Consider the following 18,525-nt stretch of genomic DNA (forward strand, 5'->3'; position numbering starts at 1 on the left):
TCGATGTCCTTTTTTCCTAAAAAATGATCTTTCTTGTCATCCCTCGATTTTAAGTGAATCCCACATATGTTATGATGGAACAAAGTTGCAGAGGAGGCCTCCGTCAAGCATATGAACCATCTCTCTGTAAAGATTAAACGTATGACCAATTGGTTTTCCATCAACGATTATGCCAAGCTCGTTATTTTCTGTTTCGTTCTCGTTTCACTTCCTGTCCTGATCCTGGGCATCTTCTCATATTTCAAATCTTCAGGCATCGTCCAGCAAAATGTAAGCCGCGAGAAAATTCTAAATGTCACTCAAGTGCAATCCAACATTGAACAGTTGTTAAAAACAGTAGAGCGCTCCTCTATCCATTTCTTAAGCTCGAATACGTTACAAGCCGGTTATTATGAGCCGCTATCGCCTTATCAATTCGATACCTATAACGCGATCAAAGCCGAGCTTAATCATTTACAAACCATTGACAGCGGGATTACCGATATTACGATGTTCAGTAAAGAGGGCAACTGGATTATCAATAATAGCGGGGTGAACCGGTTAAATGATTGGTCAGGTTCTGCGCCGATACTTCACATGTTTGAGGAAGCGCTTTCTTCAGAATGGAAGATCGCAAGCTCGAACAATGACGTCTTCGGGCAAAATGTACCGGCCAACGCTTGTAATTCTATGGTGCACTACATAAGAAAGCTTCCATTAGCCGCTTACGAACAAACGGGCATGTTCATGGTCACGATTCCCACATGCAGCTTGAAAGGATTATTTGCTTTGGACCGGGAAACGGAAACCATGGTCATTCTCGATCCCCAGCAGCGGATCATTGTCAATGAGGGCAGCCTCCCCTTCCAGATTCTAGACCGTTTGCGCCAAGCTATTTTCAAAGATGTTGAACTTCAACCGTCCGGACAGTCAGACGTTACATTGGATCATATCAAATATACGATTACTTACCGCAAGTCCGATTATAACGGCTGGGTTTATATGTCGATCGTCACATTAAGTCAATTGACTCAGCAATCCAAGGAGATCGGCTGGTTTACTCTTTATATTTGCTTGATACTGCTAGCTTTGTTCATCTTGATATCTTTGAGATGGTCCAAGCGTCTATATCTCCCTATCTTGAACCTGTATAACCTTGTGGCTAACCATTCGAACGAAAAGCCGAAAGGCCATTCCGTCGGCGAGCTTCGTTATATAGGGGAACAGTTGAACCGATTGCTCTATACCAAATCAGAATTGGAAAGCAAGCTTTATGGCCATATCGAGCAAGCCAAAATATTATTTATGGTTCGATTGTTTCAAGGGCATCTAAAGGAAGTTGAGATCCATCGAAATCTGGAGGTTTTCGGCTTTCAATATATAATAGTAAACCGCCCTTTTGCCGTGCTTGCGCTTCAAATCAAGAATCTGGATCATACTCGCTTTGCAGCCAAAGACTATGATCTGCTGATGTTCGCTATTAACAATATCATAGGCGAGCTGCTTCCCGAAAAAAAGAGATTGTCTCCGATTTTGCTTGGCCAGTGCCAGGTTACCTTGATCGTCTCTGATCACGAGGATAAAGACGAATTTGTTAACGAGCTTTTCTTAATCGCAGAACATATTAGATCAACTGTTATCTCTTACTTAGATGTGAATGTAAGCATTGGAATCAGCAAGCCCTTTGATCAATGGAACCAAGTTCCCCGCGCTTATGAAGAAGGATTGGAAGCCATAAATTACGGAGTCCGGCTCCATGATAAAGACACGCATTATTTCGGCGATCTTGGAGAAGACCACAACCTGCACTATTCCTTCCCTCAAGTTGTTGAGATGGAGCTGTTCGAAGCGATCAAACAACTAGACAAAGATGGCGTAAACAAATGGATCCGTAAATTCCTTGAAGAAGCATTCCCAATTCAAATAGGCTCCTCTGCTCCATATCCGTTTGCGCTCAATCGATTACTAATCGATTTATTGGGGCTCATGCAAAGCTTAGGCATCAAAACGGATCGTTCAGGTGATGAGCAGCACTCGTTGTTTGATGAACTATTCAAATTAAAATCGCCACAAGATGCGGAGAAATGGTTTCACATTACCATGCTTGAGCCCATGATGACTCGTATCCAAGACCGCACGGAATCCAAACATCAGCTCCTTACACAGCAAATGGTTCAAATGATTCATGAAGAATTTGAAACGGATCTATGCATTGATGCTTGTGCGGAAAGGCTACATTACAATGCCAATTATTTAAATACCTTATTTCGTAAGGAAATGGATATCCCGTTTGGCGCCTATCTCGCGCAATACAGACATCAGATGGCCAAAACATGGTTAACAGAGACGGAATTATCGGTAAAAGAAATCTCCGAGCGTCTAAGGTACAACAATTCTCAAAACTTCATACGCTCCTTCCGCAAAACAGAGGGGATTACCCCAGGAAAGTATAAGGAGCTTGGAACAAATAAGAATCCCTCCCCCTAGATCTAGGAAGAGGGATTTCTTTGCCTTTGAGGATTAGCTTATTTTTCGAGTGAAAGATACTCCTTATTTAGTTCTTCAATAATTTTGTCGCCACCATTTTTGCGCCATTTTTCCACTTCTTTATTGAAACCGTCCTCATTAATAGTGCCCAGAATAAACTTATAGGTGGCATCTGTAATGATCTTCTGTAACTCCGTTCCTTTCTCTGCTTGTGTCGCGGAAAGCAGCGGTACAGCTGGATTCATGACTGCAATGCTCTTATTGTCGGCAATTTCATCTAATACTCTAGCCCAAACCGGATCGGTTTGCTTTGCTTTCATGTAGTTGAAATTAAATAGATGCAGGACATTGGAATAAGGATTTACTTCATTCGTTCTTAAATCTTTCGCTTCTTCGATAAATTCGATATTTTTGTCATCGATTTTCTTATAGTGCCTTCCCTCAATGCCAAAGCCAAGCAAATTATAAATCTCTGGCTCCAGCAGCTTATCAAAGAATCCAAGGATTTTTTTCAGCTCTTCTTCGCTTTTCACACTGGTTTTCGGGAACATGTATAAGGAACCCATTCCCGTCCCTCCCCAGTTACGGAAGCCTTTGGGACCCTCTATTCGATTAAAGACGCTGATTTCCGCCTTCGGATTGATCTTCTTGATTTTATCTTGCTGGGCGAATATATTGCCGATCATCATTCCGCCCTTGCCATTAAAGAATTTCTCCTCCTGCTGAGCGGGGCTAGTGATGGTGAAATCCTGATTCATTAGCTTCTCGTCGTAAATCTTCTTCATGAACTTCAATGCATCCATATATTCTTTATACATAAAATCCGGAACTAGCTTACCATCCACCTCTCCCCATTCATGCGGCGCTCCGAACCAAATGGATAGTTCCTTGAATGCGCTGTAGGGCAGCTCATTACGATCCACAAGTCCATAAGTGTCGTTCTGGCCGTTTCCGTCCGGATCATTGAATGTAAAAGCTCGCAGAACTTGATATAGCTCGTCAATGGTGCGGGGTTCTTTCAGACCTAGCTTATCCAACCAATCTTTACGGAACTGAGTGCCTTGGCGAGAAATATCAATCTCATAATAAAGACCGTAAGTTTTGCCGAAGAAGGTACTGCTTTTCATAATATTCGGATTTAAATTTTTGCTGATGTTCGGGTAGTCCTTCAAGTAAGGCCCAATTTCCCAGAACATGCCGGATCGGACTGCATTGATAACGGAAGTGTTCTTGAACTCGGTAGCCGCAACCTGGATGATTTTCGGCAATGTGTTGGAAGCGATGCCTGTTGTCATTTTATCCGTATACACATTTGCAGGGACCCACGTAAATTCCAGCTTCGTATTGGTCTTCTCTTCAATCAGCTTTTCAATAGTATCTTGTGGCGGGTTTGGCCCATATAGAGGCGCCAGCATAGAAATTTCTAATGGTTTCTCCTTGGCTGTTGCTCCATTAGTAGGTTGCGGTGCAGCTTCCTTGGTTGCACAGCCTGCAATCAGCATTGCGGTTGCGCTTGTAATCGTTAATGCTTTACCCCATTTGGTTACCTTGGCTTGCATTTTCAAATTCCCCCTTGAATGATTGATTTTATCCTTTAACCGAACCAAGCAGCGCCCCTTTGGCGAAATGCTTTTGCAAGAACGGGTACACTATAAGAACAGGAACAGTGGCTACGACGATAACGGCCATTTTGATCGTTTGCTCCGGCGGAGGTACATAGTTCTGACTCATCATTTCTGGATTTGCCGAAATCCCCGCCGCCAAAATGACAATTTGCCTTAACAATACCTGAATCGGCCATTTGTTGTAATCATCTACAAACAAGATGGCTTGCATGAACGTATTCCAATATCCCACCGCATAAAAGAGTGAGATGGTAGCCAGAACCGCCTTAGACAAAGGAAGGACAATACGGATAAAAATTCCGATATCGTTACATCCGTCGATTCTTGCTGATTCTTCCAGGCCTTCAGGCAAATTCTGAAAGAAATTACGCATAACAATTAGATTGAAAGCACTGACACAGCTGGGAATAATTAAAGCGCCATACGTATTAATCAAACCTAATTCTTTAACAACAAGAAAGGAAGGAATCATCCCGCCATTAAACAGAATGGTGAAAATGACCATAAGCATGAGCACCCGCCTTGCCCCCAGATCCCTGCGGGATAATCCGTACGCCATTGAACTCGTGACAGCCATACTGAACAGCGTGCCAACTACTGTAATTCCAATGGTCACAGCTAAGCTGCGAAACAAGGTGCTAGTACTGAATATGAACTTGTATGCTTCAAGACTGAATTTGGTGGGAAACAGCAGAAACTCGTTCTTCAGGTACTGCTCTGGTGTAGAGAAAGAGGCCGCCACCACATGAATAAAAGGGACTACGGTTATCAGCGCTATAATGGTTAGCAGACATAGGTTGATAATTTCGAACAACCGACTTGATAATGTTCGATCTCTCAATGTGCGATTAGCTCCTTTCTTAGTAAATTCCCTCTTCACCCAGCAGCTTTGCTAATCGGTTTGCCAGTATGACCATGATCAGCCCTACTAAGGATTTGAATAAGCCGATAGCTGTGCTATAACTGAACTGGCCTTGTTTAATGCCTGTAGAGTAGACATAGGTGTCAAAGATTTCAGCAACCTCGCGGTTCATGGAGTTGAGCATCAGGAAGATGTGATCGAATCCGAGCTCGAGAATCGCTCCCACCTTCAGGATCACCAGAACAAGAATAACGCTTCGGATTCCGGGCAGTGTGATATGCCAGAGCTGCCTAATACGACCGGCGCCATCCATCTTAGCCGCTTCATAGAGCTGAGGGTCAATGCCCGCTATAGCGGCCAAATACAGAATCGTTCCCCATCCGGCTTCCTTCCAAATGATCTGAAGGATATAAATCGGCCTAAACCAATCGCGGTTAGCCATGAAATTGACGGAATCTCCGCCAGTGGCTTCGATCAGCTTATTGATCATTCCTCCCTCGGGAGTCAACAGGATAAAGCTGAGTGCGACTACTATGACCCAGGACATAAAATAGGGCACATACACAAATGTTTGAACAACACGTTTGAGCACCTGCTGGCGCACTTCATTGAGCATCAAAGCAAGAATGATGGGAATGGGAAACACAAAGACCAGGTCGAGAAAAAACAAAACTAGCGTATTTTTGAACAACAACCAAAAGGTCGGTTCCGAAAAAAATCGTTCGAAGTGCTTCAACCCTACCCACTTGCTGCCGGAAATGCCTACGAAAGGCTGATAATCTTGAAAGGCAATGACAAGCCCGCCAATTGGAACATACTTAAATAGAATAAAATATAGCAGCCCAGGAGAAATCAAAATGTACAAATATCGATTTCTTATCATCGTTCTTAGCCAACTAGGCTGTCTGGCTCTTAGAACCGCGCCGCTTTGCTTTGTGGAAACGGTACCTTGATTTACTGACAAGTGTCTCTCCTCCTTCAACCTTGCTTAAGTGGAACTGGGATCCCTGTGATTCCAAGGTAACCTGATTGGTCCCAGAATTCTACAATCACTTTCTCCAGTTCGCATTCCACCCTGAAGATTATGTAAGATTCCCCTTAAATCAAGCCTTTAATAACCTGATAATCATCAACACAGATATGAAATCGATTGGAATGATACGTAGGTAAAAAAATAGGACACCCTAAAAAGGTGTCCCAAATGTAGCTTTAATTATCATGACCTCATAATGCGCATACTCGGATCTCTAACGAATCGCAGCCTCGTTACGTTGACGAAAGAGCGTGATTTTCGGCTGTTTTTTCTACAATAGCGATTTCTGGATTCATTAGATTATCAAAAGACCGCATCTCGGTTGATAACGTTTTCTGAGTTCGTCAGCGTTTGTCCTCAATTAATCGACAACCTCATTTTTCCATTTAAAAGGTACTTTCACCATGCTTATCGCATGATTAGATAGAGATCTTTCAGTAACGAGCCCCTACTGAAAAGTGCTCTGATGAGGATTCCATTGATCATGCCCTCCAAGCACACGCTCAATGCTCAGCCCTTTCGCTTCTGTTTCCGTCAAAGTCCTCGCCCAATGCACCCGGCTTGCTTGCAGTGCGCCTGGTCCAGTGCTGCCGTATTCGGCATAACGGACCGAGCTTTCATTGTCTGGATTCTCCCAATTGTCCCAGCCTTCTGAACGAATGTGCGGTCCCATCCACGTGTCTATAAACACCGTATAAGCCCAGGGTCTCCACGGCCTACCTAGATACACAGTCTCCTCATGCTCACTGCCGGTCAATCGACAATTCATGAATACATAACCGTATTCAATATTCTTGGGGGTTGAAGCCGCTGTAATATAACCGCCCCTTAAGCTGTGAATCTCGCACTTATCGAATAGCACCGTAGCCGACCCGAAGATGAAATCAACATGGCCTTCCACATAACATTCTTCAAAATATTGACGTCCCCGGCATGTATATATCGTGTCTTGATTCCCGAGTAATCTGACGTTCTTATAGACATGGCGATCGCCGGAAACGGACAAGGCTAGTGCCTGCCCGATGTCATGCCCATGCCCGGCGGTGTTGTGCACCGTCAAATTTTCCGCTTGAAAATCATCTGCATCCACCTTCAATACGGCGGTACGGAATGTGCCGATTTCTTCGCCATCTGATCCGGTCATTCTAGCGAAATCACCGTAAGCTAGAATGGTTCCCTCGCAGCTTTCCCCGATAAGCTTAATATGAGGTTTATTCTCTGGCACGGTTATTTTCTCGCGGTAGGTTCCATTCTTAATATGAATGGTGACAGGTTCAAGCGGATGAACTCTAACTGCATCAACAGCCTTTTGAACGCATGTGAAGTCACCGCTGCCATCTTGTGCAACTGTTATTTCCCGCATGAGCCACTCGGTCTCCTTTCCTAATATCCATACATAGATACGCCTATGAAAGCTGCTCCTTCAGCCAATCGAATGATCTTCTCCCCGATATTTCATGCTTCCCCGGGAACAAATCAGATTCCAATTGGTGATCCGCATCCAAGCTCCGATAGATGGTGGACAAGCGGTTAATCGCTTCCTTCACGGTTTCAATCGGAAATACCCTATCCTCTAAGCCCGATTCAATGAACAACGGTCTGGGGGCAATTAATCCGATTAGCTCTGGTTGCTCTGCGTGCAGGAGTATGCCTGGAATATAATTATCCACACAATGAGGTCGATCTAGAATGCTGCCTTTATAAGTATTCGTATATCCACACAGTACAGTAGCATGTATCCGTTCATCTATGGCTGCTGTCATGGAAGCAACCAAACCGCCACCCGAGAAACCGAGTGTCCCGATCCGTGAAGAGTCAACTTCTTCGCGGAGAGCCAAATAATCAAGCCCTCGTATAGACTCATACACTCGAACCCCTGCGATCGTCATCCCGCACATCAACAGTTGTAGTGAAATGGGCAAGCAACTAGAATCGCTGCTCGACGGATTTGATTCTACACTCGCTTTCAGCCTTCTATCACCAAAACCGATAATTTCAGGTACAAGCACGAACATTCCTCTTTGAGCTAGCTCAATTGCAAAGCGGTTGTGAATGCCTGGTTCATCGGCAAATGTCCCATCGAAATTCATGCCAAGAGCCGCGCGTTGGCCCGGTCCGTGCCCGTGGCAGGCAAGCACAGCTGGAAGCTTGCCGCTTCTAACTTTCGGATAAAGGGCATAAGCAGGTATCCGCATCCCTTCGTAAGTTGTATACACCCATTTCTCGATGATCAATTCCCCATGCTCAAATTTCTCCAGCAGTTCCGGCTGCAAAGGCGCTTTATGTTCGGGCCATGCACCCAATGAAGCCATAAGCCTGCGTCTAAGCTCCTGCTGTTTAGCAATGACAGTTGACACTTCAGTTGAACGGTCAAAGCTGTTTTCAACCGTATCCGAATAAAGTTTTGCCAAAAAATCGTCTGGGCTCCACATCGAGGTCATCTCCTTATAATCTTAAGAATGAATGGAGCCAGCCTCCAGCTTCTCCATCTCCATGCTTGCCAATAAGAATGGTGCCACTCCCATCAGGACATCTTCGACGATAGCTTCGCTGATGTAATACTCATAAGTGCCAGTTCGGTATGGAACCCCACCGAGTCCAGCACCATGGCAAATTCCTTTCAAGTGGACACCCTCTCTATCTTCTTCGACCAAATGCCGTAAAATTCCTTGGTATCCCTTGACTGCAGTAGCCTTGAACCGACCTGAAAGGAAATTTAACCGCAAACCCTTAGCCATTGCATATACAAACATGCAGGACCCTGATGCCTCCAAATAGTTCCCTTCACGACCGGCCATATTTAACACCTGATGCCAGATCCCTTTCTCAGCATCCTGCACACGTTCTAGCGCGTGACACATTCTTTCGAAGATGCCTGCAATCGTTCCACGCTTCGGATGATCCACAGGGAAGTGCTCCAATGCGTCAACAACCGCCATAGCATACCATCCCATGCCTCTGCTCCAGAAATGCTTCGATTTCCCGCTCATAGGATCGCACCAAAGCTGCTCGCCGCTTTCATCCCACCCATGGTGCAGCAACCCAGTCGCTTTATCGCGTGTATACTGCTCAACGAGAAGGATTTGTCTGGCTGCTTCATCGAATAATTCCGGTGCGTTGAAGGTTTTGGCATACTCTGCAACAAAAGGTGTTCCCATATATAAGCCATCCAGCCACATCTGGAATGGATATATTTTTTTATGCCAAAAACCGCCCTCGCTTGTACGTGGCTGCCCTTTCACTTGATTGATCAACAGATCAGCCGCTTTCGCATACTTGGCTTCACCTGTTTCCTTCCAGAGTGAGAACAGCCCTTTCCCCTGATTGATTTGATCGAGGTTGTATTCTTCCAAAGTGTAAGTTTCGATCGAGCCATCTTCTCGAATGAACAAGTCCATATGCCGCTTTGCAAAATCCGTATATGACGTATCGCCCGTCCATTCCCCTAACCATTGGAAGGCCTTCAAAGCCATTCCCGGGACATAAGCCCACTGTTTATCCAGCTGGGGATGATATCCGCTTGCCTCAGTTTTCTTCATAATCGTCTGTGCCATTTTTACCGACCACAATTCCACTTGTTTCATCATTGTTCCTTCCTTTCGCTGACTATGAGATGTATTCCGCTTCACTCAAATCATGCAAGCCTTTCTAATCTATCCGGCACCAATCGATATCCACATACCCTTTGCCGTTTTCTTCTTTCTGCTGTATGCAGAACAGCCCAAGCTTAGCACCTACCCATAAACCAGGCTCAGCTTCGAAGGCATCTCCGATCGGCATGAAAGCATAGCCATCCAAACTGTAATGGAAAGTACATACTGCTTTCTCTGCAACAATAACACGGAGATATATCACCTCGGGTGCATCCGGTAACGGCACGCTTACAGCTGCCATTTCAGTGGAGGACTCCTTGCTGCCTTGCCCTTCAACAAGAACAAGTTGCATCCCCGTTAAGGTTGCCTGCAAGGCTGCATAACGGTAGGATTGACCGAACACCGTCAAGCCAGCTAGTTCATTTGCAGAATCAGGCTGGAAAGCAAACTTAGCTGTCGCCGTAAATGAAGGGGCGGGCAGTTTCTGGCACAGAACATTAGCTGCTTCATAGAGTGTAGCGGCTCCTTCTGGAAGCTTCTGTGCAAACAACCGCAAATGTCCGGGATTTGCTGCGAGGGAATACCACTCCCTCTGATAGTTCCCCTGCCATTGCCATTGCAGCCCTAACGCGGACTTATCGAACTCATCGCTCGTCTCCGGTACAGCGAACGGAAACTCTCCGCCTACATCTGGTTTCCTATGTGTAACGACCGGCTCGCCGATCCCATCCCCATTCGCATCTATGCCAATAACAGGCCAATCACTCTCCCACATCATCGGCTGCAGGTGGACGATCCGTCCGTAAGCATCTCGATCCTGGAAATGAATGAACCAAGATTCTCCCGACTCTAGTTCTACATAACCACCTTGATGAGGGCCATTAATTTCCGTCGCGCCTTGATGCATAACGATCTTGTCCTCGTAAGGTCCCATAATTTGCTTAGAACGAAGCACTGTCTGCCATCCTGTCTTAACACCGCCAGCCGGGGCAAAGATGTAATAGTAGCCATTCTTCTTGTATAATTTCGGTCCTTCGATGGTCGGATGCCCTTCCGTACTGTCGAAAATGATTTCTCCTTCATCCAGAAGGGAGGTGCCGGCAGGGTCCATTTTACAAATTTGCAGCTTGCTCTTGATTCCGCTACGGCTCTTGGCGAAAGCATGGAACAAATAAGCTTGCCCATCTTCATCCCAGAGAGGACATGGATCAATCCACCCCTTCACTTCCTTAACCATATGCAAGGGTGACCAAGGACTAGCCGGGTCCACAGTAGTCGTCATGTAAATCCCCTCATCCGGAGCGCTGAAGTCGCACACGACCATCATAGCCACCAGGGAGTCGCTCAACGGCATGGCCAATCAAAGTCCAATTAACCAAATCTTTCGAATGGAGAATTGGTAACCCTGGCGAGCTAGCGAAACTGGAAGCTGTCATATAAAAATCTTCTTTTATCCGAATCACATCGGGATCTGAATAATCTGCACAAAGTATCGGATTGCGATAGCGCCCATCTCCCAAATCTGCATACCACACTGGTAAGGTCTTGCTTCCATTCAAATTCATTTTTTTAAACCTCCTATGAATTCAGTTTATTTGAAAATGGACCGCCATTTACCAACGGATAGTCTCCTTATACATAACCTCAGACCCCACAAATACCTTCCGACGATCCCCATCCTCATCATTCAATATCCAGTTTTTTGTTCTTGCTCCAGAGATAACCAACTCATCTTCGACATCTCCTAAGCTCCAGTTGTCGTCTCCACTGAAATGGGAAAAACCTCTTCTTCAGCCGATCCTGATCCTTCTTTCCCCGCATAAAACAGATGGAATGAAATGGCTTCGCCCTTCATGTCTCTCATATAGATGCGCTCGATCCTGATATCTTCAACAACGCCGCCCCTGCCGCGTGCGCTCTTGAACCGGAGCCCGATATCGGTGCCGATGAACATGCAGTCCGATATACGAATGTGCCGCACGCCTCCGGACATCTCGCTCCCGTTCACGAAACCGCCGTGCCCATGGTAAACACGACATCCGCGGATAGTCACGTACTCACATGGCATACCTAACTCCCGCCCCGCTTCATCTTTGCCTGATTTCAAGCATATAGCATCGTCACTGACATCAAACGATCAATTTTCCACTAGAGCATAGCGGCAAGAGTCCAGATCCAACCCATCGCCATTTTGGGCAAACCAGGGGTTGCATACCATGTCATGACGGATCGTAATATGCTCGGATGCCCAAGGATGAAGGCACCATGCTGCCGAATTTTGAAAAGTAGGTCCTTCAAGCAGTATACGCTTACAATTTCGCAAGCTTAACAGATTAGGACGCAAATAGTCTCTAGCTTCTTCATATGCCTCCAGACTGACATTTCCTTCCCGAAGCAGGCGTTCCACCAGTGCCCCGCCTTGCATAGCGCCTTCCGTCGGCCACCATTGCCCGGTTTCATCCAGAACACTTCCAGCTTGCATAAGCTGCTTCCACTGGGGATCCGTCATTTTCTACTTCTTCACTGGTCGCCATACTTCTCCCCCACCGTCGAACACACCCGTTCCTGTAATGGCAACATCCTCCAACCCATATCCATTGAGTGGGGACTGACATCGAACACACGGCCTGCCCTCATATCTAGACATCACAAGGGGATAGTCCTTGAATCGTTTGCTAAATATAACAAGCGCCTCTGCCTCAGCATGAAGCTCCAGTATGCTTGTAAGCTTCAATGGACCCGTCAGCCATACGCCTGCTGAAATAACTGCCTTACCGCCACCCGCTTCCGAACAAGCTCCAATAGCCCTTTGAATCGCCTCCGTGTTGTCCTTATTACCATCTCCGACTGCTCCAAAATCCGTAATGCGAAACGCTCTGTCCGGAATATTCGGCAGCAGCATATCGAGCATGAGCAGACAAGCAGGCTTTCCTTCTTCCCCGAATCTGAATTCTGCATCGCTATGGCACCCCCTCTGATCTTGTACGATTTTCTTAAGCACTAATGATCGTGAATATCCTTATTATATAGCATATGAATACTCATTTTCTTGCTCCACTCTTGTCTATTTTGCTTAAAATTCACTTTTTTTGTCCATCCGTTGCATAAAAAATGGTTTACTTCAACAAGAGGGTTGCAACCCTCTCAGGATTACAACCCTCTTGTTATTACGCTATATGCTGTTTAAATGCTACTTACAAAAGTTGACTCGTAGAACATACTTCCTTACGATATTCGGTCGTTTGTCCTGTAATCCGTTTATAAGTATTGCTGAAGTAAGCATTATCCGTATTTGTTTTTACATTTATTCAGGTTCTGGTGCAAGGATTTAAAAAAGTTCACAGTTACCGACAAACTATACTTTATCTATGCCACTAAACCAAATATCTTATTTAGCCATTCAACAGCTGTGAGGACAGTCGAATTATCATCGGCCTGCCCTTTCCTTATCATATGTAAAGCCTCAATTCCCTTTAACGTTTGATCCGCTGTAAGAAACGATTTGAAACCAAGCATTGGTTTTGTGATTTTCTTTATGAATCGGTGATCTTGCTCCACAATGTTGTTTAGATACTTTGTCTGTCTAATCAAGGTTTCTTTTGGTAAGGATTTCTCATTTATTAATTCTTGTATGGCTGGTGGATATGCTGGATTTTTATCCAAGGTGATTACACGTGGGATTTGAGAATGTGGAGAGGACAAAGCCTTTGTAAAGAAGCGCTTAGCTGCCTGCATATCCCGATTTTCAGATAACATGAAATCAATGGTTTTCCCCATAGAATCAACGGCTCTGTATAAATACTTCCACTGACCTTTAACTTTGATGTAGGTTTCGTCAGTCCTCCACGAGTCGTTTGTAGGTTTCAAAAAGGGGCGGATTCGTTTGTCGATTTCGGGTCCAAATTCATGGACCCATCTCATTATCGTCGTATGGGATATCCTTAATCCTCGATCACTCATCATTTCAACTATATCTCGATAGCTTAAACTATATTTCAAATACCATCTCACCGTTAGTAAAATGATTGTCGATTCATATTGCTTCCATTTAAATAAATCCAATTTCGTTTCCAAAGCAAGTTGCTCCATCCCATGACTTCATTATCAATTACGTTATCATGAATTAGAGCTTTGCACCACAACCTCGATACCTATTACAAGATGAGAGGTGGAAATTCGTTCAATACGTTGATTTTGTCCATCGTTTTGTTTAAACTTCATAGTAAGAGCGCCTCCTTGATGGTATTGGGTTTCGAACCCGTGCACAAACCCATCATACCGAGGCGCTCCTTTTTTGACAAAGTCCAAATCTTAGTCATTACAGGAATGTTTAGTTAAATAAAATCTTGATACCAATATCTTTAGTTAATAAATCTATAAGTGAGGGAGCAATTAACTCTGCGTCATTAACATCTAAGTCTCCAAAATCTACTAAATAAAGTCCGAATCCATTTTTTCCTTGCATATAAATTAAAGCCTTTCCACCTTCATCATCACCTATTGCTAAACCATCGGGAATGTAAAATTGTATATTATATGCTTCATTCAATTCAATACATCCAGTTGGTCCCCAAATCCGTATATACATTTCGTTTAGAACTTTAATTTCACATTCTGTTCCCTGTTTAACTAAATCAATATAATCTGATGGAATTTCGATTGGAGAGAATCTTTGAAGAAGTTGAATCTCCCCTTGTGTCGCGGGTCGATTTATAACATCAACACTAAAAGAAGAACTTAATTTTTCACCTTCTATAATCACAAAAAAAACTCCTTTTTTTGTTTTATATTTTATGCCTTCTTCTTATACTAACCTGCCCGGTAGCTGAGAAGGCTACCGATCTATTGCTGTCGGTAGCCTTCTCCTGATGTTTATTGAGTTATAGTTCTTCGTCCCTCAGTTGAATGGTTATCAGGGGTTAGACCCCATGATAAATTATTTCGGGTATGTTTGGATTAGCCTTTATTAATTTGAATTTTTGTACTTTAGTCAACTCTGGTTGGTAAGGAACTTTCGATATACTAAAATGATTATTTATTAATTTTTTTAAAAGGTTACTTACGAATGTAACCCATTCTGTTTGTCCTATTGTCATATCCTTATTACTGTTTAAGAGTACGTAACCGTCGGCCCTGTAGAACAACAACAGTGCTGTTCCAAACTCGCAGTTTCCATTCTCCACTATCCAATTAGGTACTTCAAAACCGTTATCCCAATTATAATTCAGTGCGATGGCATGCAATAATTCTGGTTTTTCAATACAACTGATTGCTTGTTTTACGTATGAAGGATTCTCATTCTCCAAAAGCTCAGTAATCCATTCTGAACTAGACATAGTATCATCTCCCCGCAGGAGCATTATATCATACTCGGTTCAACAATCCTGCCCGTTCGTATTAATCTCCCTTCCCGCGTTGCAGATGGATACGATCAATCATTTCCTCCTCTACATACAAAAAAATTAAATAGGCGTTCACCCACAATAGAGTGAACGCCTATTTAATTTCAAAACAACCAACCAATGTTGGGTGACAAATAAGTTTTAAAGTGTTTTAAAGTGCAAGAAGTCAGCAAACGCAAAGGTTTGCTAGTTTCTTCGTGAAAATAGAATGACAAATTAAGTTTTGAAATAGTTGCTTTGATCAAAAAGGCTTAAATTTTCGACTTACGATACTCGTTAGGCGTCATGAGCAAGAGCTTTTTGAACACCTTTATGAAATAATGGTCATTTCCGAATCCCACCAACTGACTGATCTCATTAACCGTAAAATCAGTCGTTTCCAAATAACGCAGAGCTTGTTTGATTCGAATCTGCTGCAAGTATTGAATAAGCGTTTCCCCGGTTTTCTTTCGGAATAAACCGCATAAATAGTTTTCATCCATTTTCACATATTCGGCCATAGCTTTCAGTCCATTCTCATTTTCAGCGTAATGCTCATGAATATAGAACAAGATCTTATTAATTTCCGGGTGGTCCGTTACAGGAACAGTCTCATGGCTCCTTTGTTTCATATCCTGAACGATCTCGTTTATCATATCTGTTAGAAGTTCTCCATGCGAGACCGCTGATTCTATACACAATTTTATAGAAGCACCAAGGGTAGTGTTCGTGACCCGGCGATATTGGCTAATGATATGGGCAGCCATTTGCTTAACTCTATTCAGAGGAAGCCGACGCAGCTTCATCTCCTCCCACACCAGCCGGATCATTTTATCCACTTCCTCGGGAATCGCCTGTTCCATGGCTGCAATCAGTTGCCGTTCTGTTTCCCAAAGAATTCCTCCATTTTCATTCCTTTCTTCGTTTCTCTCCGTTATTCCATGATCACCATACCAATGGTCGGTCAGCTTGGAAAGGAGCGATGACCACAGCTCGGGAATTTGCTCCAGACTGCGGGCATTCGAATACGCATAGCTTTGGGGATAATCCTTTTTCAGAAAATCTAAAGGAAAAGGATTCCGCGACCAGGTAATTATCGTTGAGATTCCCATATCTGTAAAGATTTGAGCTTCTCCCGCCTCTTCGATCCAACCCATTAATCCAGAAGGTAGCGGATCTAACCCGTGTAGAACGGAGCATATAGCACTCATGTGAATCCCCTCATTGCTGAGCCCCGCTTCAATCACATCCAATTCCAGACGAATCTGAGTTGCGGGCATTGCGCTTATCGCCCTCCATATTCGATCGAAAACCGCCGGCATACTTAAGAGCAGCTTGTCACGGGACTGGACAGCGGATTTCTCAAGCTCCTGCTTCACCTTGTTGAGCGAATCTTCAAGGGTGCGAATATCCATCGACAGCTTCAAAATATAACCAGACGCCCCATATTCCAAAGCTTTCCGAGCATATTCAAAGTCACTCATGCACGTCAGCATAATAAACCGGGTTTCGAGCCCCTGCTCTCGTACCGATTTCAGGAGTGTCACCCCATCCATCTCTGGCATGATGATATCGGAAATAACGAGATGCGGTTTATGCTGAGCTATAAGGTCGAGTGCCTCTAAACCTTCGCCTGCCTCACCGATCAAAGTAAACCCCAATGAATGCCAGGGGATCAGTTGCTTGATCGCGTCCCTTACAAAAATTTCGTCTTCAACTAGAAGTACTTTCCACAAGTTGATTCTCCCCTTCCGTGTACGGATTCGAGATAAGAAGCGGGATTATAACACGAGCAAGCGTTCCCTGGGGCAGCTCTTCAAGCGAAAACGAAGCTTTCTCTTTGTACAACAGACGCAGACGTTCACGTAAATTGGTCAAGCCGATGCCGTTACGCTTCCGATTACGGAGGGAACTAATCTCTTCCGCTTTCTTCAGGCCAATACCGTTATCCTCTACTTCTATGATTAGTTCCTGCTCGACAGCAGTCATCTTTATGACAATTTGACCTTTGTCTTTCAATTTGGCAAAGCCATGATGTATAGAGTTCTCTACAAGTAGCTGTAAGTTCAGTTTAGGGACAAGCACATAGTCTAACGAAGGATCCACGTAATAAATGACTTCAAACGGATATAACCATCTCTTTTGCATGATGTAGACATAGGAACGGACAAGCTCCAATTCATCTTTTGCAAAAATGATATCAAAATTCGTATTCAAGCTACTTTCTAGAAGCTTGCCTAAATTTAAGCAAATTTCGGCTATTTCGTCCTGCTTACTTAAGACAGCTTGCCATTTCACCATATTTAACGTGTTTAGCAAAAAATGAGGATTCATTTGAGAGAGTAGCATTTGAAAATGCATAGCTTCTTTTTGCTTCTCTTCTACCTTCAATTTGTCAAATAAGACATGGATATCATCCGTCATACGATTGAAGCTTTGAGCCAAAACCAGCACCTCCCCGTCCATTCGCTCCACATTAATCCGGCCCCGGAAGTTGCTGGTTACAGTTTGTTCCATTTTTCGTTGAAGCAGTTGAAGCGGACGGGTAAGACCTGACAAAATAACAAACATGATCAGAACAAACAGGCCAATGAAAAGCGTAAACGTCGTGAAGTACTGCTGTTTCATCCCATTAATGTCCCCAATATACGAATCAAATGGGAATTGGCTGACCAATTTCCAATTCACATCCGATAAATATTGAACGTTGAATAACATATTGGAGTTCCGATCGAAGTATCCCTGCACTTGATTGGCACTTTTCTGAATCCGCTCGATCCATTCGGGAGCCAAGCTCGCACTGTTACGTGTACGAGAGAGAATCCTCCCATTTCCATCAAGGAAAAAATAATTTTGCAACACAGGAAAATCCCGAATTATTGATTTCAACCAGCTGTCATAATCAAAGCTAATTCGTAGGTAACCGAAAGGCTCTTCTTTTCCTTTATGCAAAACGGATAATAACGCAAGCTGCCGCTCGCTACGGGAGGAAACACCAATATCCCCCATTTCTTCTTCCAACCAACTTAATGATTCCCCGCTCTTGGCCATCTTGACAAAGCCAGGATCATTTAATACATCATCTGCCTGCAGCGGCTTAAGAGGGCTGTACGAAGTATAAGTATGACCTGATCTGTCGACTAGAGCATAATATACAAAAACACTATTCGGCGAACTGCGACTGTTGATACGTGCCAATTCATTTTCTATTTCACTTCTTCTTGCATCCCCATTCGTTTTATCGCCATCGGCTTGGGTAAGCCAAGTATAAAATTGTGGATTGTTTTCAATCTCGAAGGCATTCGTTAACAGATTCGTATGCAATAAGTTGAATTTTTCCTTCACCTGCTCAACTTGCAGTCCTGTTTGCCAATCCACCTTCTGGCGGATGATTTCCTCGATTTGGTTATAGTTGCGGAGTTGAAAAATAAATAGGGGAACGAATACGAATAACAAAATAGCGAAAAAAAGTTTATATTTTATCTTGGAGGGAAGCCACCGCCGTATAGAGATCATCTGGTATCGCCCCTCGATTCTCACAATGATCACACTTCTTTCCAACACT

The 18,525-nt window shown here is 44.0% G+C and carries 14 protein-coding genes and 2 pseudogenes; 1 reads left to right on the forward strand and 15 read right to left on the reverse strand.

All coding sequences use genetic code 11. The features are described 5' to 3' along the window. Positions 1 to 111 precede the first annotated feature (111 nt). A complete protein-coding gene (locus tag AC58U0_RS15830) occupies positions 112 to 2,466 on the forward strand; it encodes a helix-turn-helix domain-containing protein (RefSeq protein ID WP_497379902.1) in 2,355 nt (784 codons plus the stop codon). Positions 2,467 to 2,504: 38 nt separating this feature from the next. Here the strand turns inward: AC58U0_RS15830 and AC58U0_RS15835 are convergent, their stop codons facing one another. The 15 genes and pseudogenes from AC58U0_RS15835 to AC58U0_RS15905 form a co-directional block, all read right to left on the reverse strand. Then, positions 2,505 to 4,025: an extracellular solute-binding protein gene (locus tag AC58U0_RS15835; protein ID WP_497379903.1), complete on the reverse strand. Its 1,521-nt coding sequence runs from the start codon at positions 4,023 to 4,025 to the stop codon at positions 2,505 to 2,507. Between the two features lie 28 nt (positions 4,026 to 4,053). Beyond that, entirely contained in the window at positions 4,054 to 4,932 is an 879-nt protein-coding gene (locus AC58U0_RS15840) for a carbohydrate ABC transporter permease (RefSeq protein ID WP_497379904.1), read from the reverse strand. A gap of 19 nt (positions 4,933 to 4,951) precedes the next feature. Beyond that, on the reverse strand, positions 4,952 to 5,836 hold the full coding sequence (locus tag AC58U0_RS15845) for an ABC transporter permease (protein WP_497379936.1): 885 nt from the start codon (positions 5,834 to 5,836) through the stop codon (positions 4,952 to 4,954). Positions 5,837 to 6,434: 598 nt separating this feature from the next. Further along, on the reverse strand, positions 6,435 to 7,349 hold the full coding sequence (locus AC58U0_RS15850; RefSeq protein ID WP_497379905.1) for a pectinesterase family protein: 915 nt from the start codon (positions 7,347 to 7,349) through the stop codon (positions 6,435 to 6,437). Positions 7,350 to 7,392: 43 nt separating this feature from the next. Then, complete coding sequence (locus AC58U0_RS15855; RefSeq protein WP_497379906.1) at positions 7,393 to 8,418, reverse strand: alpha/beta hydrolase family protein; 1,026 nt, start codon at positions 8,416 to 8,418, stop codon at positions 7,393 to 7,395. Positions 8,419 to 8,439: 21 nt separating this feature from the next. Next, positions 8,440 to 9,570 (reverse strand): glycoside hydrolase family 88/105 protein, encoded by a 1,131-nt coding sequence (locus AC58U0_RS15860; RefSeq protein WP_497379938.1) that lies wholly within the window; start codon positions 9,568 to 9,570, stop codon positions 8,440 to 8,442. Between the two features lie 64 nt (positions 9,571 to 9,634). Then, positions 9,635 to 11,144, reverse strand: a pseudogene (locus AC58U0_RS15865) (glycoside hydrolase family 43 protein). Between the two features lie 179 nt (positions 11,145 to 11,323). Further along, positions 11,324 to 11,695 (reverse strand): annotated as a pseudogene (locus AC58U0_RS15870) (glycosyl hydrolase family 28 protein); the annotation flags it as partial. A gap of 21 nt (positions 11,696 to 11,716) precedes the next feature. Further along, positions 11,717 to 12,088: a hypothetical protein gene (locus AC58U0_RS15875; RefSeq protein ID WP_497379907.1), complete on the reverse strand. Its 372-nt coding sequence runs from the start codon at positions 12,086 to 12,088 to the stop codon at positions 11,717 to 11,719. A 3-nt stretch (positions 12,089 to 12,091) separates the two neighbouring features. Continuing rightward, positions 12,092 to 12,580 carry a glycoside hydrolase family 28 protein gene (locus AC58U0_RS15880; RefSeq protein WP_497379908.1) on the reverse strand — a complete coding sequence of 163 codons (489 nt, stop codon included), beginning with the start codon at positions 12,578 to 12,580 and terminating at the stop codon, positions 12,092 to 12,094. A 365-nt stretch (positions 12,581 to 12,945) separates the two neighbouring features. Continuing rightward, entirely contained in the window at positions 12,946 to 13,653 is a 708-nt protein-coding gene (locus AC58U0_RS15885; RefSeq protein ID WP_497379909.1) for an IS6 family transposase, read from the reverse strand. A gap of 256 nt (positions 13,654 to 13,909) precedes the next feature. Next, the gene (locus AC58U0_RS15890) at positions 13,910 to 14,338 is read right to left on the reverse strand and encodes an SMI1/KNR4 family protein (RefSeq protein ID WP_497379939.1); all 429 of its coding nucleotides are present in this window, start codon (positions 14,336 to 14,338) and stop codon (positions 13,910 to 13,912) included. A gap of 160 nt (positions 14,339 to 14,498) precedes the next feature. Then, positions 14,499 to 14,915, reverse strand: a complete 417-nt coding sequence (locus AC58U0_RS15895; protein WP_497379910.1) for a DUF4274 domain-containing protein — start codon at positions 14,913 to 14,915, stop codon at positions 14,499 to 14,501. A gap of 317 nt (positions 14,916 to 15,232) precedes the next feature. Next, the gene (locus AC58U0_RS15900; RefSeq protein WP_497379912.1) at positions 15,233 to 16,696 is read right to left on the reverse strand and encodes a response regulator transcription factor; all 1,464 of its coding nucleotides are present in this window, start codon (positions 16,694 to 16,696) and stop codon (positions 15,233 to 15,235) included. Next, complete coding sequence (locus AC58U0_RS15905; protein ID WP_497379913.1) at positions 16,674 to 18,476, reverse strand: cache domain-containing sensor histidine kinase; 1,803 nt, start codon at positions 18,474 to 18,476, stop codon at positions 16,674 to 16,676. The genes AC58U0_RS15900 and AC58U0_RS15905 overlap by 23 nt, the downstream gene beginning before the upstream one ends. Positions 18,477 to 18,525: the final 49 nt, after the last annotated feature.

The organism is Paenibacillus sp. J31P190, from assembly GCF_059692075.1.